Here is a 17,238-nt window from a genome sequence, read left to right as displayed (position 1 = left end):
GGGGCTGGCATGAACGTGGATGAAAGGCCCGAGGTTCACGCGCGGCCGGCCAGGCTCATGGCGAGCGCCAGGCATAGCGGGGCCCCGAGCACCGTTGCCAGCACGTAGATGAGGGCGCGCCCCCGGGAGGTGCCCGCGAGGCGCGTGGTTTCGACGGCGAAGGTCGAGAAGGTGGTCAGCGCTCCGCAGAATCCGAGTCCGCCCAGCGCGAGCATCGGGAGGTGATGCAGGGGTTCACCGCTCGGGGCCCGCGTGAGCAGCGCGCCCAGCAGCGCGCTGCCGCCGAGGTTGACCAGGAGGGTGGCCAGGGGGAAGCGGGTCCGGTCGGCCAGGGGGAGCAGCGCGCGGGTGATGGCAAAGCGGGTCAGAGCTCCCAGCGCGCCGCCGAGCGCGATGAGGGCGACCGTCAGGGGGCTCACGGCTCACCTCCGGAGGGCCGGGCTGGCGAGGCGCTGGCGAGTCGCGCCCCCAGGCCGGCCAGCGCCAGGCCGCCGAAGAGGGAGGCGGCGACGTAGCCCGCGTTCAGGAGCGGGCTGGCCTGAGTGCCCAGAAAAAAGGCCTCCGAGGCGAAGGTCGAGGTCGAGGTGAACGACCCCAAAAGCCCCACCCCCACGCCCTGCTGCAACCAGGCCGGGGGGCGGCTTATGGAGGCGACCTTCGCAGCGACGATCCCCAGGAGCAGGCAACCGATGAGGTTGGCCGCAAGCGTGCCCGTGGGCATCGCCCCGAGCGTGGGAAGCGCCAGCCCCACACACACGCGCAGCAGTGCGCCGAGCGCGCCGCCCAGGGCGACGAGCGCCAGCGTGGCCAGGTGGGTCGGGGGGGAGGTGGGCATCGGCAAAATACTCAGTCCTGGGGATTCAGCGCACGCGGAGGTCCGCACCGGCAGAGTTAGCATGAGGGCTGGGAGGGTGCCAATCGGGGGAATAGCGCGTGGGATGGGCGTGAGGCAAAGGAGCGAGCGACGTCCGGAGCCCGCCGCGCTTCAAGGTGTCCTGGCGAGCGACGCCATAACGCCGCCCCGGATCACATCTCGGAGTTGTCGCTCGCTGTCTTGATATCGAGCACCGAAAGAGCATCCCATCGCGCGCTCTGACCTTTTGGTCGCTCAAAACCCGAGGTCCAGACTCGCTGCCTCGTTGAAGTGCGCGCCAGCGTGAGAGCGAGACTCGCTCTCTTCGTTTGGACCGGGGCGTCGAAGAAGCGGCAGTGGCTGTCGACGTTTAGGCTGCGTAGACGCGAGATCGGCGCTCGCCAGCGCGTTTTGGGCGCTCAAAACGTGGGATCGGCGCATGTCCGTGTGGTTCTGGACCGGAGGAGGGCCTGGCAAGGGGGGATGCTGCCGTTTGAGCTTTCGGTGCCATTTGCTAGGCTCGGTCGCATACCCGAGTTGTTTTGCCGTACGGGGGCCCGTTTGCGGCTCGTATGTCGTTCTGCGTGCGCGGTCGTGCGCGAACGAGAGGCGCGTCATTTGCTTTTGGAGACAGGAGTTTGTGATGAGTAACAAAGTGGGAAAAACGATCGAGAATCGCGTGAACTGGGGGCGTTGGGTGGCCTCCTCCATTCGGATTCACGGGGAGAACGTAGCCGCGAAGCTCGATGGTCAGATGGGCTTTGATGCGCCGGACTGGCGGCGTTTCATCGACGGGCAGGGCGAGTCGTTGAGCGAGCTGACGGAGAAGCTCTGGCAGAAGGAGGCGCATCTGGCCCGGGAGCGCGCCGATGACGTCGATCACCGCACCGCCCGCGACGAGGCTGCCGCCCAGACCCTGGAGATGCTCTCGCGCACGCGCTCGCTCCTGGAGGCCGGCGACCCGGCGCAGGTCCAACGCTTTGGTCTCGACGGCACCTTGCCCCGTCATCCGAAAGCGGTGGAGTCCTTTGGTCAGAACGTGGCGGATATGTTGCGCGAAGCCAACCTGACCATCGAGGCGATGGGCCTTGTCATCTCGACCCCCGAGCTGGCGACTGCTCTCCAGTCGCCCATCGACGGGCTGAGTGCGGCGTTGGTGAACCTCAACGAGGAGGAGCGCAAGGCCGAACGCCTTCTCACCGAGCGCGACGCGTTGATCGACGCGTGGTCGCGCATCTACCAGGCCGTCGCCGGAATCATGGAGCAGCTCTTCCGCCTGGCGGGCGATGATGAGTTGGCCCGACGCGTGCGACCCACAACCAACCGCTCTCTGGGCATCGACTCGCCAGCAGAGGATGGCGAACTCACCGAGCCGACCTCGCCGGCTGCTCCCGAGCCGGGGGAGTCGCCAGAGCCGCAGCCGGAGGTGGCGGAGTAGTTTCAATCATGAAAAGCGCTAAAACATGAAGGGGGAAACAAAAAACGGCCGCCGGAGTGTCTCCGGCGGTCTTTTTTGGTCAGGGTTCAGGGAACCACGTCGCCCAAAAGGCTGGAAACACGATCGATGCCCCGGCAGACTTCCCCCTCGCACCCCGAACGACTCAAACCCTGTGCCCGGAGATATCGCATGACGTTCTCACCCTCCGTCTTGTCCCTGCGCGCCCGATTCACGACGACCTCGGCCGTGCTCATCGGGCTCGCTGCCGGGCTGGTCGCGCCGGGAACGATGCCGCTCGCCATGGCCCTGGACTGTGAGGAGCCGCCTGTTTACCAGGACGTCCAGGCGCAGATCGACTCGATCTGGACCAGCGAGGACTTCGATTGCCTTGTGGTTCAGCATGAACTCTCTGTCCATGAGCGCAGCCACGATGTGACCATCACCACGGATTTTGCCAACGCGTGTGGCGAAGACCTGTGGATTGTGTCGGACGCCGATGACCTCTATGTCGCCGGCGACCGGATGGACGAGGTGCGCGTCAGCGATGGCGCGCTTGTGACGACGTTCGCACATCTATCGATGTACCCGGATAGGGTAGGTCAGCGGCAGCTGATGTTTCACGTGCTCCGCGACTCCCGGCGCGGCTCGGTCAGCGACGACTTCAATATGTACTTGCCACTGGGGCTGGTGATCGTTTCCTTTGAAAACACGCCCTATGACATGGACGACTGGCCGTGCGGCAACCCCAGCATGTTCGGCTGCTCATCGACTCCAAACTCGCCGGGAACGCCGATGCCGGGTCCGCTGGGCTGGGTGATGGTGGGAGTGGGGCTTGTAGGGCTGAGGCGCCGTGCGCGGCGCAGCCGACGAGTCTCCGGAGAGCTTCTGCCGGAAAAAGGACGTTCCCTTCAGCACACTGCTCGACCTGCCGCTTTCGAGTCATCAAACGTTTTTCGATGTGGACATGCCATGTTGCCATCACACAGCCTCACGTTCATCCCTTTCAAGAATACGTCGGCGGTCCTCCTGGGGCTCGCCGCAGGATGTGTCGTTTTTTGGGGGATCCCGCAGGCTGCCGCGGTATGCCCCGCGCCCGATAGCTACGATGAGCTCGACGCCTATGTCGACGAAGTCCGGTCCACCGAGAGTTACGCATGTCTGGACGTCGAGACTGCCACTGTCACCGATGCGGCGACCGGGAGCGTCTGGATCGTGACCGACATCATCAATGGGTGTGAGGACGATATCGTGGTCAATTTCGAGCGTGTCGCGCGCATTCCCATGGACCCGCCATATCCGGATAGCGAGCGTATTTCTGCGGGAGAGGCGGTGACGTTGGAGGTGCAGGTGGAGAGCTACCAGAATGCACCGGAAGGGGACGGCGAGCTGGAGTTTCGCGTGGACGGCGAGGACGAGCCGATCGTGCGTGTCCTTTACTCCTATGAAGGGACGCCCCGCGATAACAGCGACGTTGAGTGCAACGACGAAGTCTCCATCATCGGGTGTGGCGGGTGTGCAGCCTCCAGCTCGACTCCAGCCCACGCGCCGCTGGCCTGGGTGATGGTGGGGCTGGGGCTTGTGGGGTTGGGGAGGCGTGTGCGGCGCACCGCGCGCTCCTGAGCTTGACGCTTCGCTCGATGGTTGCGCCGGGCACAGAGCCGGAGCGTCGCGGCCAGCAAAAAGGGCCGCCGGAGACATCTCCGGCGGCCCTTTTGTGTCAAAGCTGTGGGGAGATGCAAAAGGGGGCTCAGCGGGGCCAGCCGCAGGCGACCTCGGCGATGCCGGTGACCTGCGCGTCGCCGTTGTTTTTGCGCACGGTGAGTTGCACATCGCCCCCCTCTCGAAGGGCGCAAACTCGCGGGCAGGGCGCGGGCGACGTTGCACGGGGCGAGGAGAGTGTGGAGCTGGCGGGAGCGGGGAGAAAGCCAGCCCCCGCAGAGCGGTGGGGGCGAAGGGGAGGGGCATTGGCTTGATCGGAGTCTCAGCTGTGTCTTCGGACCAGGAGCTCTTTTGTCTCTTCGTCGAACTCGGGGAGAGACTCCAGGTTGTCCCTCTTTGTCTCGTGGTTCGGAGATGTGATTTCGAGCTTAAGATCCTCAGCCAAAATCTTTCCCTCTCCCAGATCGATTTCCGTCATGACGTAGTGTCCCGAGGATAGAATGAGTTCTGCCAGTAGCTTGTGATCGCATACTTCCATGGCCTGCTCTTTCCCACTGATAACATCAGATCGCTGACAGACATATTTAGCCGACTTGCCCGAACCATTCCTGGCGAACACTTTGACGAGCGTTGGCACGCATACCTCGCTGGTAGATGGCCCTCCACAAGGGCGTTGGGTGAGACGGCAATGGTCGGCGGTTTGCATAGCGGAGTCAAGAGAGGGGGGGCAAGCCCGGAGAAGCCCGATGCTGTTACGTAAAACACGTGCTTCCGAGTGGTATGGGACTTCGTTTTCGCCGCTGCGTTGCTGGAGAGGGTATCCCTATGTAGGGGGGGCATGCTTCAGGTGTGAGGGGGGTGTCGCTCTATATGGTGATGTGGTTTGGGGTGTGTGGAGGGTTCTTAAGAAGGGGTGTGGATTTAAGTATTCTTGACGGCCTGAGGTTCTCCGGGTTTAATTGAAATCGTTGGATAAAGTAGAGGCCGGGGCATTGGCGCTACAGGATGCAGCACGCGTGGCTGAGTTGATACGAGGCCAGGTGGCGGGTTGCGATCGCTCGGCATTTGCGGGGCGCTCGCAGAAGATAACCAGGTGATATGCACACAACGAACGTAAGGAGAGAAGCCATGAGACACATGTGGAAGGGTGCGTGCTCTTTGGGCGTGGTGCTTTGTTTTGGCGTGGCCTGCGGCGGGGATGCATCGCCGGAGCAGCCGCAGATCGTGGAGGGAGGGCCTGCAGAGACCCAGTCCGACGATGAGGTGGCATCCGCGGTGTTTGCTCAGGAGGAGGCGTTGTTTATGAAGACGCGCTCTTCTATCTGGAAAGCGATCATTGTGCTGGATGAGGCGGGGGACCTGGTCTTCTTTTCGGAAGAGCCCTTCTATGAGCATAGCGGGGAGATCGGCTCCATGGCGATGATGGGCGATCGCAGCGGGGTGCTCTTTACCGCTGACGCGCCGGGTGCGGAGTGGACGGATGCGCTCTATTTTCTGAGCGCGGATGGTGGCGCGCCGGTGCGCTTGATCGAGCCTGTTCAGACCGATGCGGATGCGGCTTCGATGAGTGTGGAGGACTCCGTCGGTGGTCTGGATGCGCCGATCGTGGTCTCGATCAGGGAGGTGAACGGGGACGATTCAGACCTGAGCGGATGGAACATCGTGCCGGCGGTGTATCGGGATGGGCAGCTGGATGTGAAGACGGCCCGCTGTCCGATTACCAAAGAAATTCGCGTCAATCGCGTGACGGGAGAGCTCGTCGCGCACGAGGTTTACTGCGATGGGAATCCGGAGCAAAACTTCATCACCTACTATCCCGACCTGGAGTTTGAGAACGGGGTGGAACTCTTCTCCGAGCAGGAGTCCCGTGATGGGTTGTTCGCGATCTTTGGCCTGAGCTGGACGCGCGACAATCAGGTCTTTTTGAGCGGCCTCGACGGCACCCTGGAGTTTAATCCGGCCCGTCCCGGAGCCATGGTCTCGTACTCGCAAAAATCCGCGGGGCGCTTTGGAGCGGGGCTCTATCAGGGGCATGTGCTCATGGCGAGGGGCTCAGACCTCTACCTTGCCGATTACCAGCGTCAAGAGTTCTGGAAGGTCTCGGAAGACGTCGCCGTCTTTCCGGACCCGGTCTGGTAAGCCGGCGCATCGTGTGTGGCGGCGAGGCCTAAAAAAGACTTGATCGCCGCCGGGATGGGTGCGACATAACAGCGCGTCGTCGCGTTTGGTGGCGCGCTCAGGCCCCGTAGCTCAGTTGGATAGAGCGACGGATTCCTAATCCGTAGGTCACAGGTTCAATTCCTGTCGGGGTCATTTCTTTAAGTGCATGAAAAAGGTTGGAAAAAAAGCCTCTCCGGGTTGGGTCCGGGGAGGTTTTTTCGTCTCAATCCCGGAGGTGAGCATGTCCCTGACGTACTACCGCGAGCTCGTCCGGGAGTTTTTCGACGGAAAGCGCGTCATTCTCGCCATGGGAACAGTGGCCGGGTCTGCGGGGCGCGTTCAGGCGTTGCGAGAGCTCGGCGTGGCGGAGTGTTTGCTCGTGGGCAACGGGCTCAATACGCGGACCGGCGGAGCGTTTGGCTGGTTGGCGCGCGGTGAGCCGGAGCTGCCTCTTCCGATTCTGGAGATGATGATTCGGAAGGGGGGAGACCTGGATTTTCGGCCTGCCGAGTCGGAATCGCTTATCGTAAACATCGCAGATACACATCGGGTGGACGACGACCTTCAGTACGACGCGTTACTGCTGACCGGTCCCTCGGCCATGGGTGGATTTGTGCGGGTGTTGCCTGTGGCGCGTGGACGAAGGCCCGGGGCCTCGGTGGCGCCGGAGGTGGCTGCGGCGTGGGAGCTTACAGATCGGGAGTTTGGCACGGGGATCGGTGCGCTTGAGGCTCCTCAGGATGTGCGGGATTTGAGTTAGAGCACGACGTGATGTTTCATCCAGGCCCCGGGTTGCCAGACGGCGACCCGGGGCTTTTTTGTGGCGGGCGGGTGTGGGTCTGGCGAATGCGCGGCGGCTGCGCTATGACCGGGCGCATCGAAGGTAAGTCAGGCGCCGCTCCTGAAGCGGGGGCCAGAGTGAACATGGGGTCCGACGCGAGCGCGCGCCAGACCTGGACGAAGGAGGGATGCATGGAGTGGAAGCGCAAACGTGACTGGATGGGGGCGGCGCTGCTCTCGGTGGCGATGCTGGCGGCCTGTGGGGAGGGCGCCCAGGTCGAGGAGCCGATCGTGGTGGAGGAAGATACCGGGGCGGATCTGGACGTGGAGCAGATTGGCGAGATTGACGATCGCGATCAGCTGGCCGAGCGGCCCTGCGGTCAAGAACTGCTGGAGGACTGGCCGCTGGTCGAGGAGGTTTCTTCCGGGGCGGTGGAGGTGACCCGGGATGGCGAGGTGTTCACGGCCACGATCGACGCCCAGGCCGGGGGGACGCAGGGTGCGGCGAGCCATCCCTTTGTGTATCTGAACCTGGCGACGGGGGAGAAGGTGGCGCTGGATGATGTGGGCGCAGCGGTGAGCGACGCCTGGCATCTGGCGTTTAAGCGGGTGGTGATTCGCAGCAACGGCGGCTACTCGGGCCCGGGCGGGGTGGTGGTGGCCAAAGAGAGCGCCACGAGCTTTGAGGAGGTGACCCAGGCTCCGGGCCAGCCCGACGCCTATCGCAGCGATCAGACCTACGATGCGAGCTGCAACCCGCAGCTCGATCCGATCGGCACGCCGATGACGGCGTTCAACTTCCTGAACCTGAACAACCCCTCGGGCTCGCAGTCCTGGTACAGCTACGGGGGCGGCGTCTCGCCAGTGTCGGGGGATGTGTACGTGGTGCGGGTGCCGGAGGCCTCGCAGGCGTTTAAGGTCGAGATTCTGGGCTGGAGCGATGGCGAGTATGAGATTCGCTGGGCGGAGCTGAACTGATGGGCGTGTGGAGTACACAAGGGGCGGCGCTGGCCGCCTGCGCCGGGCTGATGATGGGGACGCTCAGCGAAGCGCAGGCGTTGCGTCCCACCGCGCCCGAACATCCGCTGAGTTACGGGGCGGTGGAGGCCGACTACCTGGACAGTCCGGCGGGCTACGTCCGGGTCTGGTGGGCCGCGGAGGGCCCGCACGCCTCGCCACGTCTGGCACCGGGGGGGGAGGAGCCGGAGATCGCCCGGATGGTGGCTGAGGTGGGGGATGCGATGTTCGCGTCGGTGGAAGATTACGGGCTGCGTCTGCCGCTGAGCGACGCCGAGATCTATCCGGCCGGCGCCGACGACGGGGGCGACGGGCGTTTTGATATCTACCTCTACAATTTTGAGGCCGGCGACGGGCAGTACGTGGCCGAGTACTGCCTCAACGGCGCCGTGGAGCGCTGCGCGGGCTACGCGATGCTCGATCATGCCTTTGTGCCGCTCTACTACCCCTCGCGGGAGCTGGCGGTGAAGATCGTGGTCAGCCATGAGCTCTTTCACGCGGTGCAGGCGGCCTACCGCGCCGACTGGCCGGTGTGGGCTTCGGAGGGAAGCGCGAGCTGGTTTGAAGAGGTGGTGTACCCGGAGCAGGACGATTTTGAGCGTCTGGCGGGCTACTACTTTGCCGAGCCGGCCCGTAGCCTCAATGACCGGGCGCGCGGGCCTTCGGATGGGTTTGCTTACGGGGCGGGCATCTTTTTTTATTACCTGGAGACGATCCTCGGGCAGCAGAGCGTGGCGGCGGTGGCCGAGCGTTTTGCGCAGGGGGGCAGCTTTGAGGAGGCGCTGCTCGCCGAACTCGACGCGAGCTTCGGGGACGCCGAGGCCGCCGTGGAGCTCTTTGCGATCTACAACCTCTTCACCGGCCAGCGGGCTCTGGCAGACGAGGGCTACGCCGACGCCGCGCGCTTTGACGAGGTGGAGGTGGTGAGCCTTCCCGGGGGGGCGCCCTTTAACTGGGAGCAGAACGTTGACGCGTTCAGCGCGCGCTTTGCCCGCTGGGAGGTGGAGCAGCCGATGACGGTGACGCTGGCCGAGGTCGAAGGCTGGCCCTCGGCCCGGCTGGCGGTGCTACGCGGCGGGCAGGGGCCCTCGGCGGGGTACGAGAGTCTGGAAGTGGGGCAGTCGCTGGCTGTTGGGCCGGCGGATGCGCCGGTGTATCTGGTGGCCAGCCAGGGGATTGGGGAGGACGCCGTGATCAGCGTTCGCGGGCGTCTGCCGGTTGAGGCACCCGACGAGGAGGATGCTCCCGAGGAGGTCGCCACAGGCGGGTGTGCGCAGGCGGGCAAAGGCGCACCCGGAGGCTGGGTCTGGAGCGTGTTGATCGCATCTTTGATGGTCCGGGGGCGCCGGAGGCGTAGAGCGTGATAGCGCGCGTCGTTGAGCTGATTGAGAAAACAGCGCAGATGTTGGAGCTGGGCGTGGTCGAAACCGCGCTCGGCGTCGCGCTGATCTGCGCGCTGGTGTTCTGGGCGATCGTGCGGGCGCTGCGCCGGCGCTGGCGTCGCTTCGTGGCCCGGCGCAGGGGGCGGCGCGCCCGCAGCGCTGAGGAGCGTGCTGGCCGATGGCTGGAGCGTGAGGGCTATGAGCTGATCGAGGAGCAGGCCGTACGCGATTGGGTGGTGGGAATCGACGATGGGGAGGAAGTCGTGCGTTTGATGGCCGACTGGGTTGTCGAGCGCGCCGGCAAGCGCTATGTGGTGGAGGTTAAGACCGGTAAACGAGCCCCCTCGATCCGCAACTCCGCCACCCGGCGGCAGATGCTGGAGTATCTGTGCGCGTATGAATGCGACGGGGTCATTTTGATGGACATGGAAAGCGGCGCGCTTCATGACGTGCGTTTTCCGGTGCGTTTGCGGCGGTTGTAAGTGGTTGTAAATGTTTAAAAACTTAACGGAAGGTCTCGGAAGATAGCTGCCTGAGGTGCTGTTGCAGCCAGACGGGGTCGGGGAGGGCGCGTGAGCGAAGGCATGAGGGATGCAACGAACGAGGGTAAGGCGATGACGACAGGTCGGAGAGAAGGAGAGGGCGGTCCGGGGGATGGGCCGATGTCGCCCGTGGCGAGCCGCCGGATCGAGGGCACCTGCGTGCTGCTGGTGGAGGACGATGAGCCGGTACGCGAGTTGATCGCGCTCCTGCTGCGGGACGCCGGCGTGGATGTGGTGGAGCTCGGCGACGGGATTGAGGCGCTTAATTATGTGGCGGCCTGCGAGGTGTATCGGCAGACGGTGCGCCAGCCCGATGTGATTCTGGCTGACATTAACATGCCCAACTTCAGCGGACTCGATCTCTTGATGGGGTTAAGGGAGAGCCGGGTGCGACCGCCGGTGGTGTTGGTCACGGCGGTCAATGATGTGGACATCCACACCGAGGCTCGTCGGCTGGGGGCGGTGAGCATCGTGCAGAAGCCCTTTGAGGTGGAGGGGCTCCTGGCCGAGGTGGCCGGGGCGCTGGTGCGCGCCCGGGCCGACGCCGGCGAGCTGGTATAGCGCGTATGGAGAGGGGGCTCAGAGGCCGGGGCGCGACCAGTCTTCGATGGTCCAGCCCCGGCGCAGTGCTTCTTTGCGCAGGCGCGGGTCGGGGTTGACCACCCGGGGGTGTCCCACGCGCCGGAGCATGGGCAGATCGGAGTAGGAGTCGGTGTAAAAGTAGGAGGCGTCCAGATCGACGCCGGCCTGGCGAGCCCAGTGCTCGGCGTGGTGAACTTTGCCTTTGCCGTAGCAGATGGGGCGCTCAAAGGTGCCGCATAAGAGGCCCTGCTCATCGATGGGGAACTGGTTGGAGAGCCAGGCATCAAGCTCCCAGTGCTCGGCGGCCAGCTTGGAGAGGAAGGGGGAGCTGGCGGTGAGGAGCACCAGGGGGTGGTCCTGACTGCGGTGATGCTCCAGGGCGGCGCGGGAGCCGGGCTGCACGGTGGGGAGCACGTGGTGATCGAAAAACACCCGGGTGCGTTCGTGCAGCTCGTCGGCGGACTGGCCCCGGTAGTGGCGCACGGCCTCGGCGAAGGCCCGTTCAATATCGACCACTGAGAGGTGGTAGAGGGCCATCCAGGCCGAGGCCTTGAGGAATTGACGTTTGGAGATGCGTCCGGCGCGGCGTTCGTGCTTGGCGTAGAGAAAGGCGCTGTTGACGCGGATCAGGGTACGGTCCAGATCAAAAAATGCGGCGGGGCGCCCGGGGGATTCGGTCATGATGGCAGAGTCAGGGAAAGAGAAGCTCAGTGCAGGGTGGATGAGGCCGCCTCCACCCGATCGGGGATGCCAGCTTCGAGGACTTCGCGCACTCTGGCAAGTTCCGGGGCCGGGGAGAGGGGGCCAAAGCGCCCGAGCATCTCTAAGATACGGGCACCGAGCTGGCCTCCCGGGGCGAGCACGCGCAGGTGGAGGTCGACCTCGGTGGAGGCGCCCTCGTCCAGGGGGGTGAACGCGACCCAGCCTTCGTGGGAGATGTCGTTGGGCTCCATGGAGCGCCAGACGATGAGGCGGTCGGGCTGATCTTCGAGGATTTCAACCTCGGTGCTCAACGTGCGCTCGCCAGGGGCGCGGAAGTACCAGCGGGAGTGCTGCTCGTCGAGCACCTCGATGTCGTAGATGCGCGGCAGGTACACCGCCAGATTTTCGAGCTCGCGCCAGAAGGCGTAGACCTCCTCCGGGGAGCGTTTGACGACGGTGGTGTGATGGATGGGGGCCATCTGGGTGGCACCCAGGTGCAGGAGGCGACGCGGGAGGTTTCCGTCGAGGAGGTCGTTGGACTTTAGGCCCTGGTAGAGGATGCCGGCGCCGATGCCAGCGAGCAAATAACCGAGCGTGCCACGGCGTTTGAGTCCGTAGGCGGTGAGCAGCGCGCCGGAGACCAGCGGGAGTGGGTTGAGCGTGTCGCTCTGGTCGCGCTCGCGGGCGCCCGGGTCGCGGCTCAGGGCGCTGAGGGCATGGGCGGTGTCGGAGCGTTGATCCCGTGAACTCATGGTGAAACCTCAAGGATGATAGACGCAGGTGGTATCGGTCGATGGGTCAAAGCCTAAGCACTTCGAGGGGGCGCGCCAACGCCGGGGCGCTTGACCGCGTGAGAGCCACCGACTACTAGCAGGGCCCCGAATGAGCCGGGCGAAGCCCGGCGAAACGCCCGTGATTATGAGCACCTGGAGAGAGTCTGATGAGCCAGCGAATCTACCTGGATTGGAACGCCACCGCGCCGGTGCTGCCTGAGGTGCGTCAGGCCATGGTGGACGCGCTCAGCGGCGTGCACGGCAACGCGTCGAGCATCCATCGCGAGGGGCAGGCCGCGCGGGCGGTGGTGGAGCGGGCGCGTCGTGCGGTGGCGGGGGCGGTGGGCGCGCCGGCCCAGGCGGTGGTGTTGACCGCCGGCGCCACGGAGAGCAACAACCAGGTGCTGCGCCAGCACGCTCGAGAGCGCGCCGACGCCTACATTGTCTGTACGGTGGTGGAGCATCCCTCGGTGCTGGAAACGGTGCGCGCGCTGGAGAAGGAGGGCGTGCGGGTGGCCTACTGGCCCGTGGATCGGCAGGGACGTCTGGTGGAGGGGTGGCTGGATGAGCGTCTGGCCGAAGGGGCCACGCTGGTCAGCGTGATGTGGGCCAATAACGAAATCGGCAATATTTATGATGTGGCGGCCATCGGGGAAAAGGTGCGGGCCACCGGGGCGATCTTTCATGTTGATGGCACCCAGGCGCTGGGGCGCATCCCGGTGGATTTTGGCGAGAGCCACATCGACTACATGACGCTCTCATTTCATAAGATGGGCGGGCCCAAGGGCATCGGGGCGATTGTGACCCGGGAAGGGCTTAAAGTGGCGGCGCTGCTCAGCGGCGGGCATCAGGAGCGGGGGCGGCGCCCGGGCACCGAGAACGTGCCAGCCGCCGCCGGGCTGGAGGCCGCCGCGCGTCAACTCGCCGCTGATGGCGAGTCGTGGCAGCAGGCGCTGAGGCAGCGGCGGGAGGCCTTTCTGGCGGCGCTGAATGCCGAAGTCCAGGGATTTGAGCTGCGCGGCGATACCGAGCACCAGCTGCTCAATACGCTGAACGTGGCCTTCGATGAGGTGGACGGCGAAGATCTCCTTTTGGCCGTTGATCTGGAAGGGATCTCGGCCTCCAGTGGTTCGGCGTGTACGGCCGGCTCGCTGGAGCCCAGTCATGTGATTCTGGCGATGGGCTTTGAGGCGAAGGCCGCGCGCCGCTCGGTGCGTCTGAGCTTTGGGCCGGCCACCCCGCAAGAAGAGCTGGCGCGGGCGGCCCGGATTCTGGGCGCCGTGGTCAAGCGCCTCCGCACGATGCCCGCGCTGTGAGGGGCGTCACTTTGTTTTTGCACTTTTAAAGCGCAGCGGTTAGCTGTGTCGGCGTGCTCCCGGCGTTGACGCGGGAGCTGGTGGCCAACGTTGAGGTAGGAATCATGTCGCAGACGATCACAGACACTCAGAGCTGTTCGGTGGACCAACGTCCACCGAGCCTGGAAGAGGCCGACGAGCTGGCCCGGGCGGTCGAAGACCGCGTGGTGGTCGCGATGAGCGGCGGAGTCGACAGCTCGGTGACGGCCGGGATTCTGGCCGGCGAGGGCTACGATGCGGTGGGCATTGCCATGCGCCTCTACTCCACGCCTCAGGAGTCGTACACCAAGAGCTGCTGCTCGCCCGACGATCTTTTTGATGCGCGCACGGTGGCCGATTCGCTCTCGATTCCCTTTTACGTGGCCAACTACGAGGACGCGTTTCGCGAGCGCGTGATCGAGTATTTTGTCTCGGAGTACCGTCGGGGGCGCACGCCCAACCCCTGCGTGGCCTGCAACGACCATCTGAAGTTCGATATTTTGTTGCAGCGTTCTCTGGCGCTGGGCGCGACGTATCTGGCGACCGGGCATTTTGCGCGCATCGATCGCAGTGGCGAGCATCCCAAGCTGCTTCGGGGCGTCGACCGTAATAAGGATCAGTCCTACTTTTTGTTCGGGCTGCCGCGGGAGGCGCTGGGGCGGATTCTCTTCCCGCTGGGCGGCATGACCAAGGACGAGGTCCGTGAGATCGCGCGCACCATGGGGCTGGAGACCGCCGAGAAGGCCGAGAGCCAGGAGATCTGCTTTGTGGGCGGCGGCGACTACAAGGCGTTTGTCGCCAAATTGCTCTCGGAGCAGGAGCGCACGCCAGGCCGGATCGTGACGACCTCGGGAGAGTTTCTTGGCGAGCATGACGGGATTCACCAGTTCACCGTCGGGCAGCGCCGGGGGCTGGGGCTGAGCTACCACGAGCCGCTCTACGTAAAGGCCATCCGACCGGAAGACGGCACCGTGGTGGTGGGCGGACGAGATGAGTTGGAAGCGCGGGGGCTGGTGGCCGAGCGTTGCAACTGGCTCTCGTTTGAGCGTCCGACGGGACCGATCGAATGCCAGGTGAAGATCCGCTACGCCGGTGAGCCGGTGCCGGCGCTGGTGACGGTGGGGGGCGACCCGACGACGGCGTTTGTGGAGTTTGAAGAGCCGCAACGCGCGGTCACCCCGGGCCAGGCTGCGGTCTTCTACCGCGGGGAGGAGGTCCTGGGTGGTGGCTGGATTGAAGAGCCCCGAAGCTGAGATGGCACATATGAGACAGGCCCGTGAAGCGCTGCAGAAAGAACACCGCCACGATCTGGAGTCGCTGGAGGAAGCGCTGGGGTACACTTTTGAGGAGCGCGCGCTTTTAGAACGCGCGCTGACCCACCGCTCGTACGCCAACGAAAAGAGTGATGTGAGCAGCGATAACCAGCGCCTGGAGTTTCTGGGAGATTCGGTGCTGGGGTTGGTGATTGCGCACCTGCTCTTTGAAGACGATCAACAGGCGGCCGAGGGCACGCTCTCCAGCCGTCAGTCGGACCTGGTCTGTGAGGGGGCGCTGGTGGAGCGGGCCGACGCGCTGTGCCTTGGCGAGCATCTTCGCCTGGGCCGTGGTGAGGTGCTCACCGGCGGTCGCCAGAAACCGGGGCTCCTGGCCGATGCCTATGAGGCGGTGCTGGCTGCGGTTTACCTCGATGGCGGATATGAGGCGGCCCGGGGAGTCATCGCGCGTCAGCACGGTCCGATCATCGCGTCGGGCGGTCCGGAGCAGCCCTTGGCAGCGGTGGTAAGCGAAGGCGGTCAGAAATCTCCCACCGATTTCAAGAGTTACCTGCAACGAGAGGTGCAGCGTCAGTGCGACGAGCATCCTCGTTACGTCATCATCTCGGTAGAAGGCCCCGATCACGCGCGCACCTTTGTGGCGGAAGTTCACGTGGATCAGGTTGCGTTGGGGCGCGGTCAGGGCGGCTCTAAGAAGCAGGCGCAGCAGGAGGCTGCTCGCCAGGCGGTGGAGCGGCTGGCGGATGTCGGCGGTGATTTGTCGCAGCTTTTGTTCGACCCGTTGCCGTCGCCGGGGCGCTCGGGTTAAAAGACGCGAGCCGGCGCGGTGCTGGCTCGGAACGTGACGTTTGACGCATCAACAACTCGCCAGGAGTCGCCTGGCTGGTGGTTTTTAGACACCACAGTGAGGACCCTATGTTTGGTCTCGGGACAACAGAGCTTCTTATCATTGCCTTTATTCTCGTGCTGCTTTTTGGGCTCGGGAAGTTGCCCCACGCCGCAAAGCAGCTTGGGCTGGGCGTGAAGAGCTTCCAGGACTCGGTGCGTGGCAACGACGAGGAGCCGGCCACGCTGGAAGACAAGTCTGCCGATCGGGTCACCCGTGAGGCGGCGGTCAGCCATGAAGAGCGCGTCGACACCAAAGCCTGAAGTGAGCGGGAGCGATGCCAGTCTTTAGCATGACCGGATTCGGGGCGGCGCGCCTGGAAGTTGAAGGGCGCAGCCTGCGCGTGGAGTGCAAGAGCGTAAACCACCGTACTCTGGAGGTGCGTGTGCATGCGCCGCGGGAGCTGCGCTGGTTGGAGGCGCACGTGGTGCGTGCTGCCCGCGCGCGCCTGGAGCGCGGGCGGGTGGATGTGCGCCTGGAGATCGGCGACTCCAGCCAGACTGAGGGCGGCTTCAGTGCCATCGATCAAACGCGCTTTGAGGCGGTGGCCCAAGAACTCAAGCGCCTGGCGGTGGCCAGCGGCCTGGGCTCATCGGTTCAGGTGAGCGATGTGCTGGCCTATCGCTCGTATTTCGAGCGTGATGACGCCTCGCGTTTCGATGAGAGCGCGCTGGGGCGTTTGCTGCCCACCGTGGAAGAAGCGCTGGCATACCTGCATCAGGCCCGGGAGGAAGAAGGCCGCGGCATTGAGGCCGACCTGCGCGGGCATCTCGCCACACTGGCGGCGCGCATCGACGCGGTGGAGGCGTTGGAGTCGGGCGACGAGCTCGCCTATCGCTCACGGGTGGAGGCCCGGCTGCGTCAGGCCATTGACGACTTCGGCGTGGGGGAGCTCGATGAGGAGCGCCTGGCTCAGGAGCTGGTCTACTACGCCGAGCGGGGCGATATCTCCGAAGAGTTGCAGCGGGCCCGATCGCATGTGGCCCGGCTGGGCACGGTGCTCGACGAGGCCTCGGAGCAGGGGGTGGGCAAGAAGATCGATTTCTACCTCCAGGAGCTCATTCGAGAGGTCAATACGATGGGCTCCAAGAGTCATCTGGCCACGCAGAGCGATCTGGTCGTGGAGATGAAGAGCGCCATCGAAAAGATGCGCGAGCAGAGCGCCAACGTGGCCTGAGAGCCCGGGCGCAGAGCGTTGTGGAAGTTACAGAACCATCGGAAGTACAAGGGTATAGGATGGCCGAGCAGGGCGTGCTGTTGATCGTTTGCGGACCCTCGGGGGTGGGAAAGACCAGTTTGTGTCAGGCGCTGCTTAAGGCGCGGCCCCGACTTACCCCCAGCGTCAGCTACACCACGCGCGCGCGCCGGGGCGATGAGGTCGACGGGCAGGCCTATCACTTTGTGGATGTGGCGCGCTTTGAGGAGATGGTCGAACGCGGCGCCTTTGCGGAGTGGGCGAACGTGCACGGCAACTATTATGGCACCTCGTCGGAGGTGATCGAGGCGGCCTGGCAGCAGGGGCACGATGTGCTCTTTGATATCGACTACCAGGGGGCAAAGCAGCTCAAAGAGCGCTATCCGCACGCGACCAGCGTGCTGGTGGCGCCGCCGGATATGAAGACCCTGGAGGGCCGCCTGCGTGGGCGAGGGACCGACGCGCCGGAGGTTATCGCTCGCCGACTCAAGGCCGCGCGCCACGAGCTTGCGCAGCACGAACTCTTTGAGTTTTTGCTCGAGAACCGGGATTTCGATCAGGCGCTCGGTGCGCTGATATCGGTCTACGATTCCGCGCGCCATGCCCGAGCCCTGAAGGTGGACTGGCTCAACAGGCTTCTCGACCAGGGGTGAGTCGGGCT

General features: G+C 64.6%; 19 protein-coding genes and 1 tRNA gene. 15 read left to right on the top strand and 5 right to left on the bottom strand.

What is annotated here, in order from left to right:
* Nucleotides 1-35 precede the first annotated feature (35 nt).
* Nucleotides 36-419: a fluoride efflux transporter FluC gene (locus tag DL240_RS04640; RefSeq protein ID WP_233497036.1), complete on the bottom strand. Its 384-nt coding sequence runs from the start codon at nt 417-419 to the stop codon at nt 36-38.
* A complete protein-coding gene (locus tag DL240_RS04635; protein ID WP_158542355.1) occupies nt 416-835 on the bottom strand; it encodes a fluoride efflux transporter FluC in 420 nt (139 codons plus the stop codon). Before DL240_RS04635 ends, DL240_RS04640 begins: the two co-directional genes overlap by 4 nt.
* 661 nt (nt 836-1,496) lie before the next feature.
* Here DL240_RS04635 and DL240_RS04630 point away from each other — a divergent pair.
* A complete protein-coding gene (locus DL240_RS04630; protein ID WP_111728672.1) occupies nt 1,497-2,291 on the top strand; it encodes a hypothetical protein in 795 nt (264 codons plus the stop codon).
* A gap of 189 nt (nt 2,292-2,480) precedes the next feature.
* The gene (locus DL240_RS04625) at nt 2,481-3,911 is read left to right on the top strand and encodes a hypothetical protein (RefSeq protein ID WP_111728671.1); all 1,431 of its coding nucleotides are present in this window, start codon (nt 2,481-2,483) and stop codon (nt 3,909-3,911) included.
* A 361-nt stretch (nt 3,912-4,272) separates the two neighbouring features.
* Here DL240_RS04625 and DL240_RS04620 read toward each other — a convergent pair whose 3' ends face one another.
* Nucleotides 4,273-4,587, bottom strand: a complete 315-nt coding sequence (locus DL240_RS04620; RefSeq protein WP_146618102.1) for a hypothetical protein — start codon at nt 4,585-4,587, stop codon at nt 4,273-4,275.
* A 491-nt stretch (nt 4,588-5,078) separates the two neighbouring features.
* On the opposite strand from DL240_RS04620, the gene DL240_RS04615 reads away from it, so the two are divergent.
* From DL240_RS04615 to DL240_RS04585, 7 genes are all read left to right on the top strand, one after another.
* Nucleotides 5,079-6,089, top strand: coding sequence for a hypothetical protein (locus tag DL240_RS04615; RefSeq protein WP_146618101.1), 1,011 nt, complete (start codon nt 5,079-5,081; stop codon nt 6,087-6,089).
* A 100-nt stretch (nt 6,090-6,189) separates the two neighbouring features.
* Nucleotides 6,190-6,263 (top strand) — tRNA-Arg (locus tag DL240_RS04610).
* A gap of 88 nt (nt 6,264-6,351) precedes the next feature.
* The gene (locus DL240_RS04605; RefSeq protein ID WP_111728668.1) at nt 6,352-6,870 is read left to right on the top strand and encodes a hypothetical protein; all 519 of its coding nucleotides are present in this window, start codon (nt 6,352-6,354) and stop codon (nt 6,868-6,870) included.
* A 212-nt stretch (nt 6,871-7,082) separates the two neighbouring features.
* Nucleotides 7,083-7,868 (top strand): HmuY family protein, encoded by a 786-nt coding sequence (locus DL240_RS04600; RefSeq protein WP_146618100.1) that lies wholly within the window; start codon nt 7,083-7,085, stop codon nt 7,866-7,868.
* Nucleotides 7,868-9,271 (top strand): MXAN_6640 family putative metalloprotease, encoded by a 1,404-nt coding sequence (locus DL240_RS04595; protein ID WP_111728667.1) that lies wholly within the window; start codon nt 7,868-7,870, stop codon nt 9,269-9,271. Before DL240_RS04600 ends, DL240_RS04595 begins: the two co-directional genes overlap by 1 nt.
* Complete coding sequence (locus DL240_RS04590; RefSeq protein WP_146618099.1) at nt 9,268-9,771, top strand: hypothetical protein; 504 nt, start codon at nt 9,268-9,270, stop codon at nt 9,769-9,771. Before DL240_RS04595 ends, DL240_RS04590 begins: the two co-directional genes overlap by 4 nt.
* Before the next feature lie 180 nt (nt 9,772-9,951).
* Complete coding sequence (locus DL240_RS04585) at nt 9,952-10,392, top strand: response regulator (protein ID WP_158542354.1); 441 nt, start codon at nt 9,952-9,954, stop codon at nt 10,390-10,392.
* 18 nt (nt 10,393-10,410) lie between these two features.
* Here the strand turns inward: DL240_RS04585 and DL240_RS04580 are convergent, their stop codons facing one another.
* Both DL240_RS04580 and DL240_RS04575 read right to left on the bottom strand, forming a co-directional pair.
* On the bottom strand, nt 10,411-11,094 hold the full coding sequence (locus tag DL240_RS04580) for an HAD family hydrolase (protein ID WP_111728664.1): 684 nt from the start codon (nt 11,092-11,094) through the stop codon (nt 10,411-10,413).
* A 26-nt stretch (nt 11,095-11,120) separates the two neighbouring features.
* On the bottom strand, nt 11,121-11,867 hold the full coding sequence (locus tag DL240_RS04575; protein ID WP_111728663.1) for an SRPBCC family protein: 747 nt from the start codon (nt 11,865-11,867) through the stop codon (nt 11,121-11,123).
* 188 nt (nt 11,868-12,055) lie between these two features.
* Between DL240_RS04575 and DL240_RS04570 the strand changes: the two genes are divergently transcribed.
* The 6 genes from DL240_RS04570 (at nt 12,056) to gmk (ending at nt 17,230) form a co-directional block, all read left to right on the top strand.
* A complete protein-coding gene (locus DL240_RS04570) occupies nt 12,056-13,204 on the top strand; it encodes a cysteine desulfurase family protein (protein ID WP_111728662.1) in 1,149 nt (382 codons plus the stop codon).
* Nucleotides 13,205-13,383: 179 nt separating this feature from the next.
* Nucleotides 13,384-14,475 carry a tRNA 2-thiouridine(34) synthase MnmA gene (mnmA, locus tag DL240_RS04565; protein ID WP_430673503.1) on the top strand — a complete coding sequence of 364 codons (1,092 nt, stop codon included), beginning with the start codon at nt 13,384-13,386 and terminating at the stop codon, nt 14,473-14,475.
* A gap of 1 nt (nt 14,476) precedes the next feature.
* The gene (rnc, locus tag DL240_RS04560) at nt 14,477-15,304 is read left to right on the top strand and encodes a ribonuclease III (protein ID WP_199589734.1); all 828 of its coding nucleotides are present in this window, start codon (nt 14,477-14,479) and stop codon (nt 15,302-15,304) included.
* Between the two features lie 107 nt (nt 15,305-15,411).
* Nucleotides 15,412-15,645, top strand: coding sequence for a Sec-independent protein translocase subunit TatA/TatB (locus DL240_RS04555; protein WP_111728660.1), 234 nt, complete (start codon nt 15,412-15,414; stop codon nt 15,643-15,645).
* 14 nt (nt 15,646-15,659) lie between these two features.
* A complete protein-coding gene (locus DL240_RS04550) occupies nt 15,660-16,559 on the top strand; it encodes a YicC/YloC family endoribonuclease (RefSeq protein ID WP_111728659.1) in 900 nt (299 codons plus the stop codon).
* Nucleotides 16,560-16,618: 59 nt separating this feature from the next.
* Nucleotides 16,619-17,230 carry a guanylate kinase gene (gmk, locus tag DL240_RS04545; protein ID WP_111728658.1) on the top strand — a complete coding sequence of 204 codons (612 nt, stop codon included), beginning with the start codon at nt 16,619-16,621 and terminating at the stop codon, nt 17,228-17,230.
* The last annotated feature ends 8 nt before the right edge of the window (nt 17,231-17,238 follow it).

The organism is Lujinxingia litoralis (genome assembly GCF_003260125.1).
Lineage (GTDB): Bacteria > Myxococcota_A > Bradymonadia > Bradymonadales > Bradymonadaceae > Lujinxingia > Lujinxingia litoralis.
The sequence above is the reverse complement of the archived record's forward strand: the minus strand, read 5'-3'. Positions and strand labels throughout refer to the sequence as shown.

Coding starts and splice junctions, on each gene's coding strand:
- DL240_RS04605 (WP_111728668.1), top strand. CDS start 6,352: ATGTCCCTGACGTACTACCGCGAGCTCGTCCGGGAGTTTTTCGACGGA.
- DL240_RS04575 (WP_111728663.1), bottom strand. CDS start 11,867: ATGAGTTCACGGGATCAACGCTCCGACACCGCCCATGCCCTCAGCGCC.
- gmk (WP_111728658.1), top strand. CDS start 16,619: ATGGCCGAGCAGGGCGTGCTGTTGATCGTTTGCGGACCCTCGGGGGTG.
- DL240_RS04555 (WP_111728660.1), top strand. CDS start 15,412: ATGTTTGGTCTCGGGACAACAGAGCTTCTTATCATTGCCTTTATTCTC.
- DL240_RS04550 (WP_111728659.1), top strand. CDS start 15,660: ATGCCAGTCTTTAGCATGACCGGATTCGGGGCGGCGCGCCTGGAAGTT.
- DL240_RS04595 (WP_111728667.1), top strand. CDS start 7,868: ATGGGCGTGTGGAGTACACAAGGGGCGGCGCTGGCCGCCTGCGCCGGG.
- DL240_RS04570 (WP_111728662.1), top strand. CDS start 12,056: ATGAGCCAGCGAATCTACCTGGATTGGAACGCCACCGCGCCGGTGCTG.
- DL240_RS04585 (WP_158542354.1), top strand. CDS start 9,952: ATGTCGCCCGTGGCGAGCCGCCGGATCGAGGGCACCTGCGTGCTGCTG.
- DL240_RS04580 (WP_111728664.1), bottom strand. CDS start 11,094: ATGACCGAATCCCCCGGGCGCCCCGCCGCATTTTTTGATCTGGACCGT.
- DL240_RS04600 (WP_146618100.1), top strand. CDS start 7,083: ATGGAGTGGAAGCGCAAACGTGACTGGATGGGGGCGGCGCTGCTCTCG.
- DL240_RS04625 (WP_111728671.1), top strand. CDS start 2,481: ATGACGTTCTCACCCTCCGTCTTGTCCCTGCGCGCCCGATTCACGACG.
- DL240_RS04635 (WP_158542355.1), bottom strand. CDS start 835: ATGCCCACCTCCCCCCCGACCCACCTGGCCACGCTGGCGCTCGTCGCC.
- DL240_RS04630 (WP_111728672.1), top strand. CDS start 1,497: ATGAGTAACAAAGTGGGAAAAACGATCGAGAATCGCGTGAACTGGGGG.
- DL240_RS04615 (WP_146618101.1), top strand. CDS start 5,079: ATGAGACACATGTGGAAGGGTGCGTGCTCTTTGGGCGTGGTGCTTTGT.
- rnc (WP_199589734.1), top strand. CDS start 14,477: ATGGCACATATGAGACAGGCCCGTGAAGCGCTGCAGAAAGAACACCGC.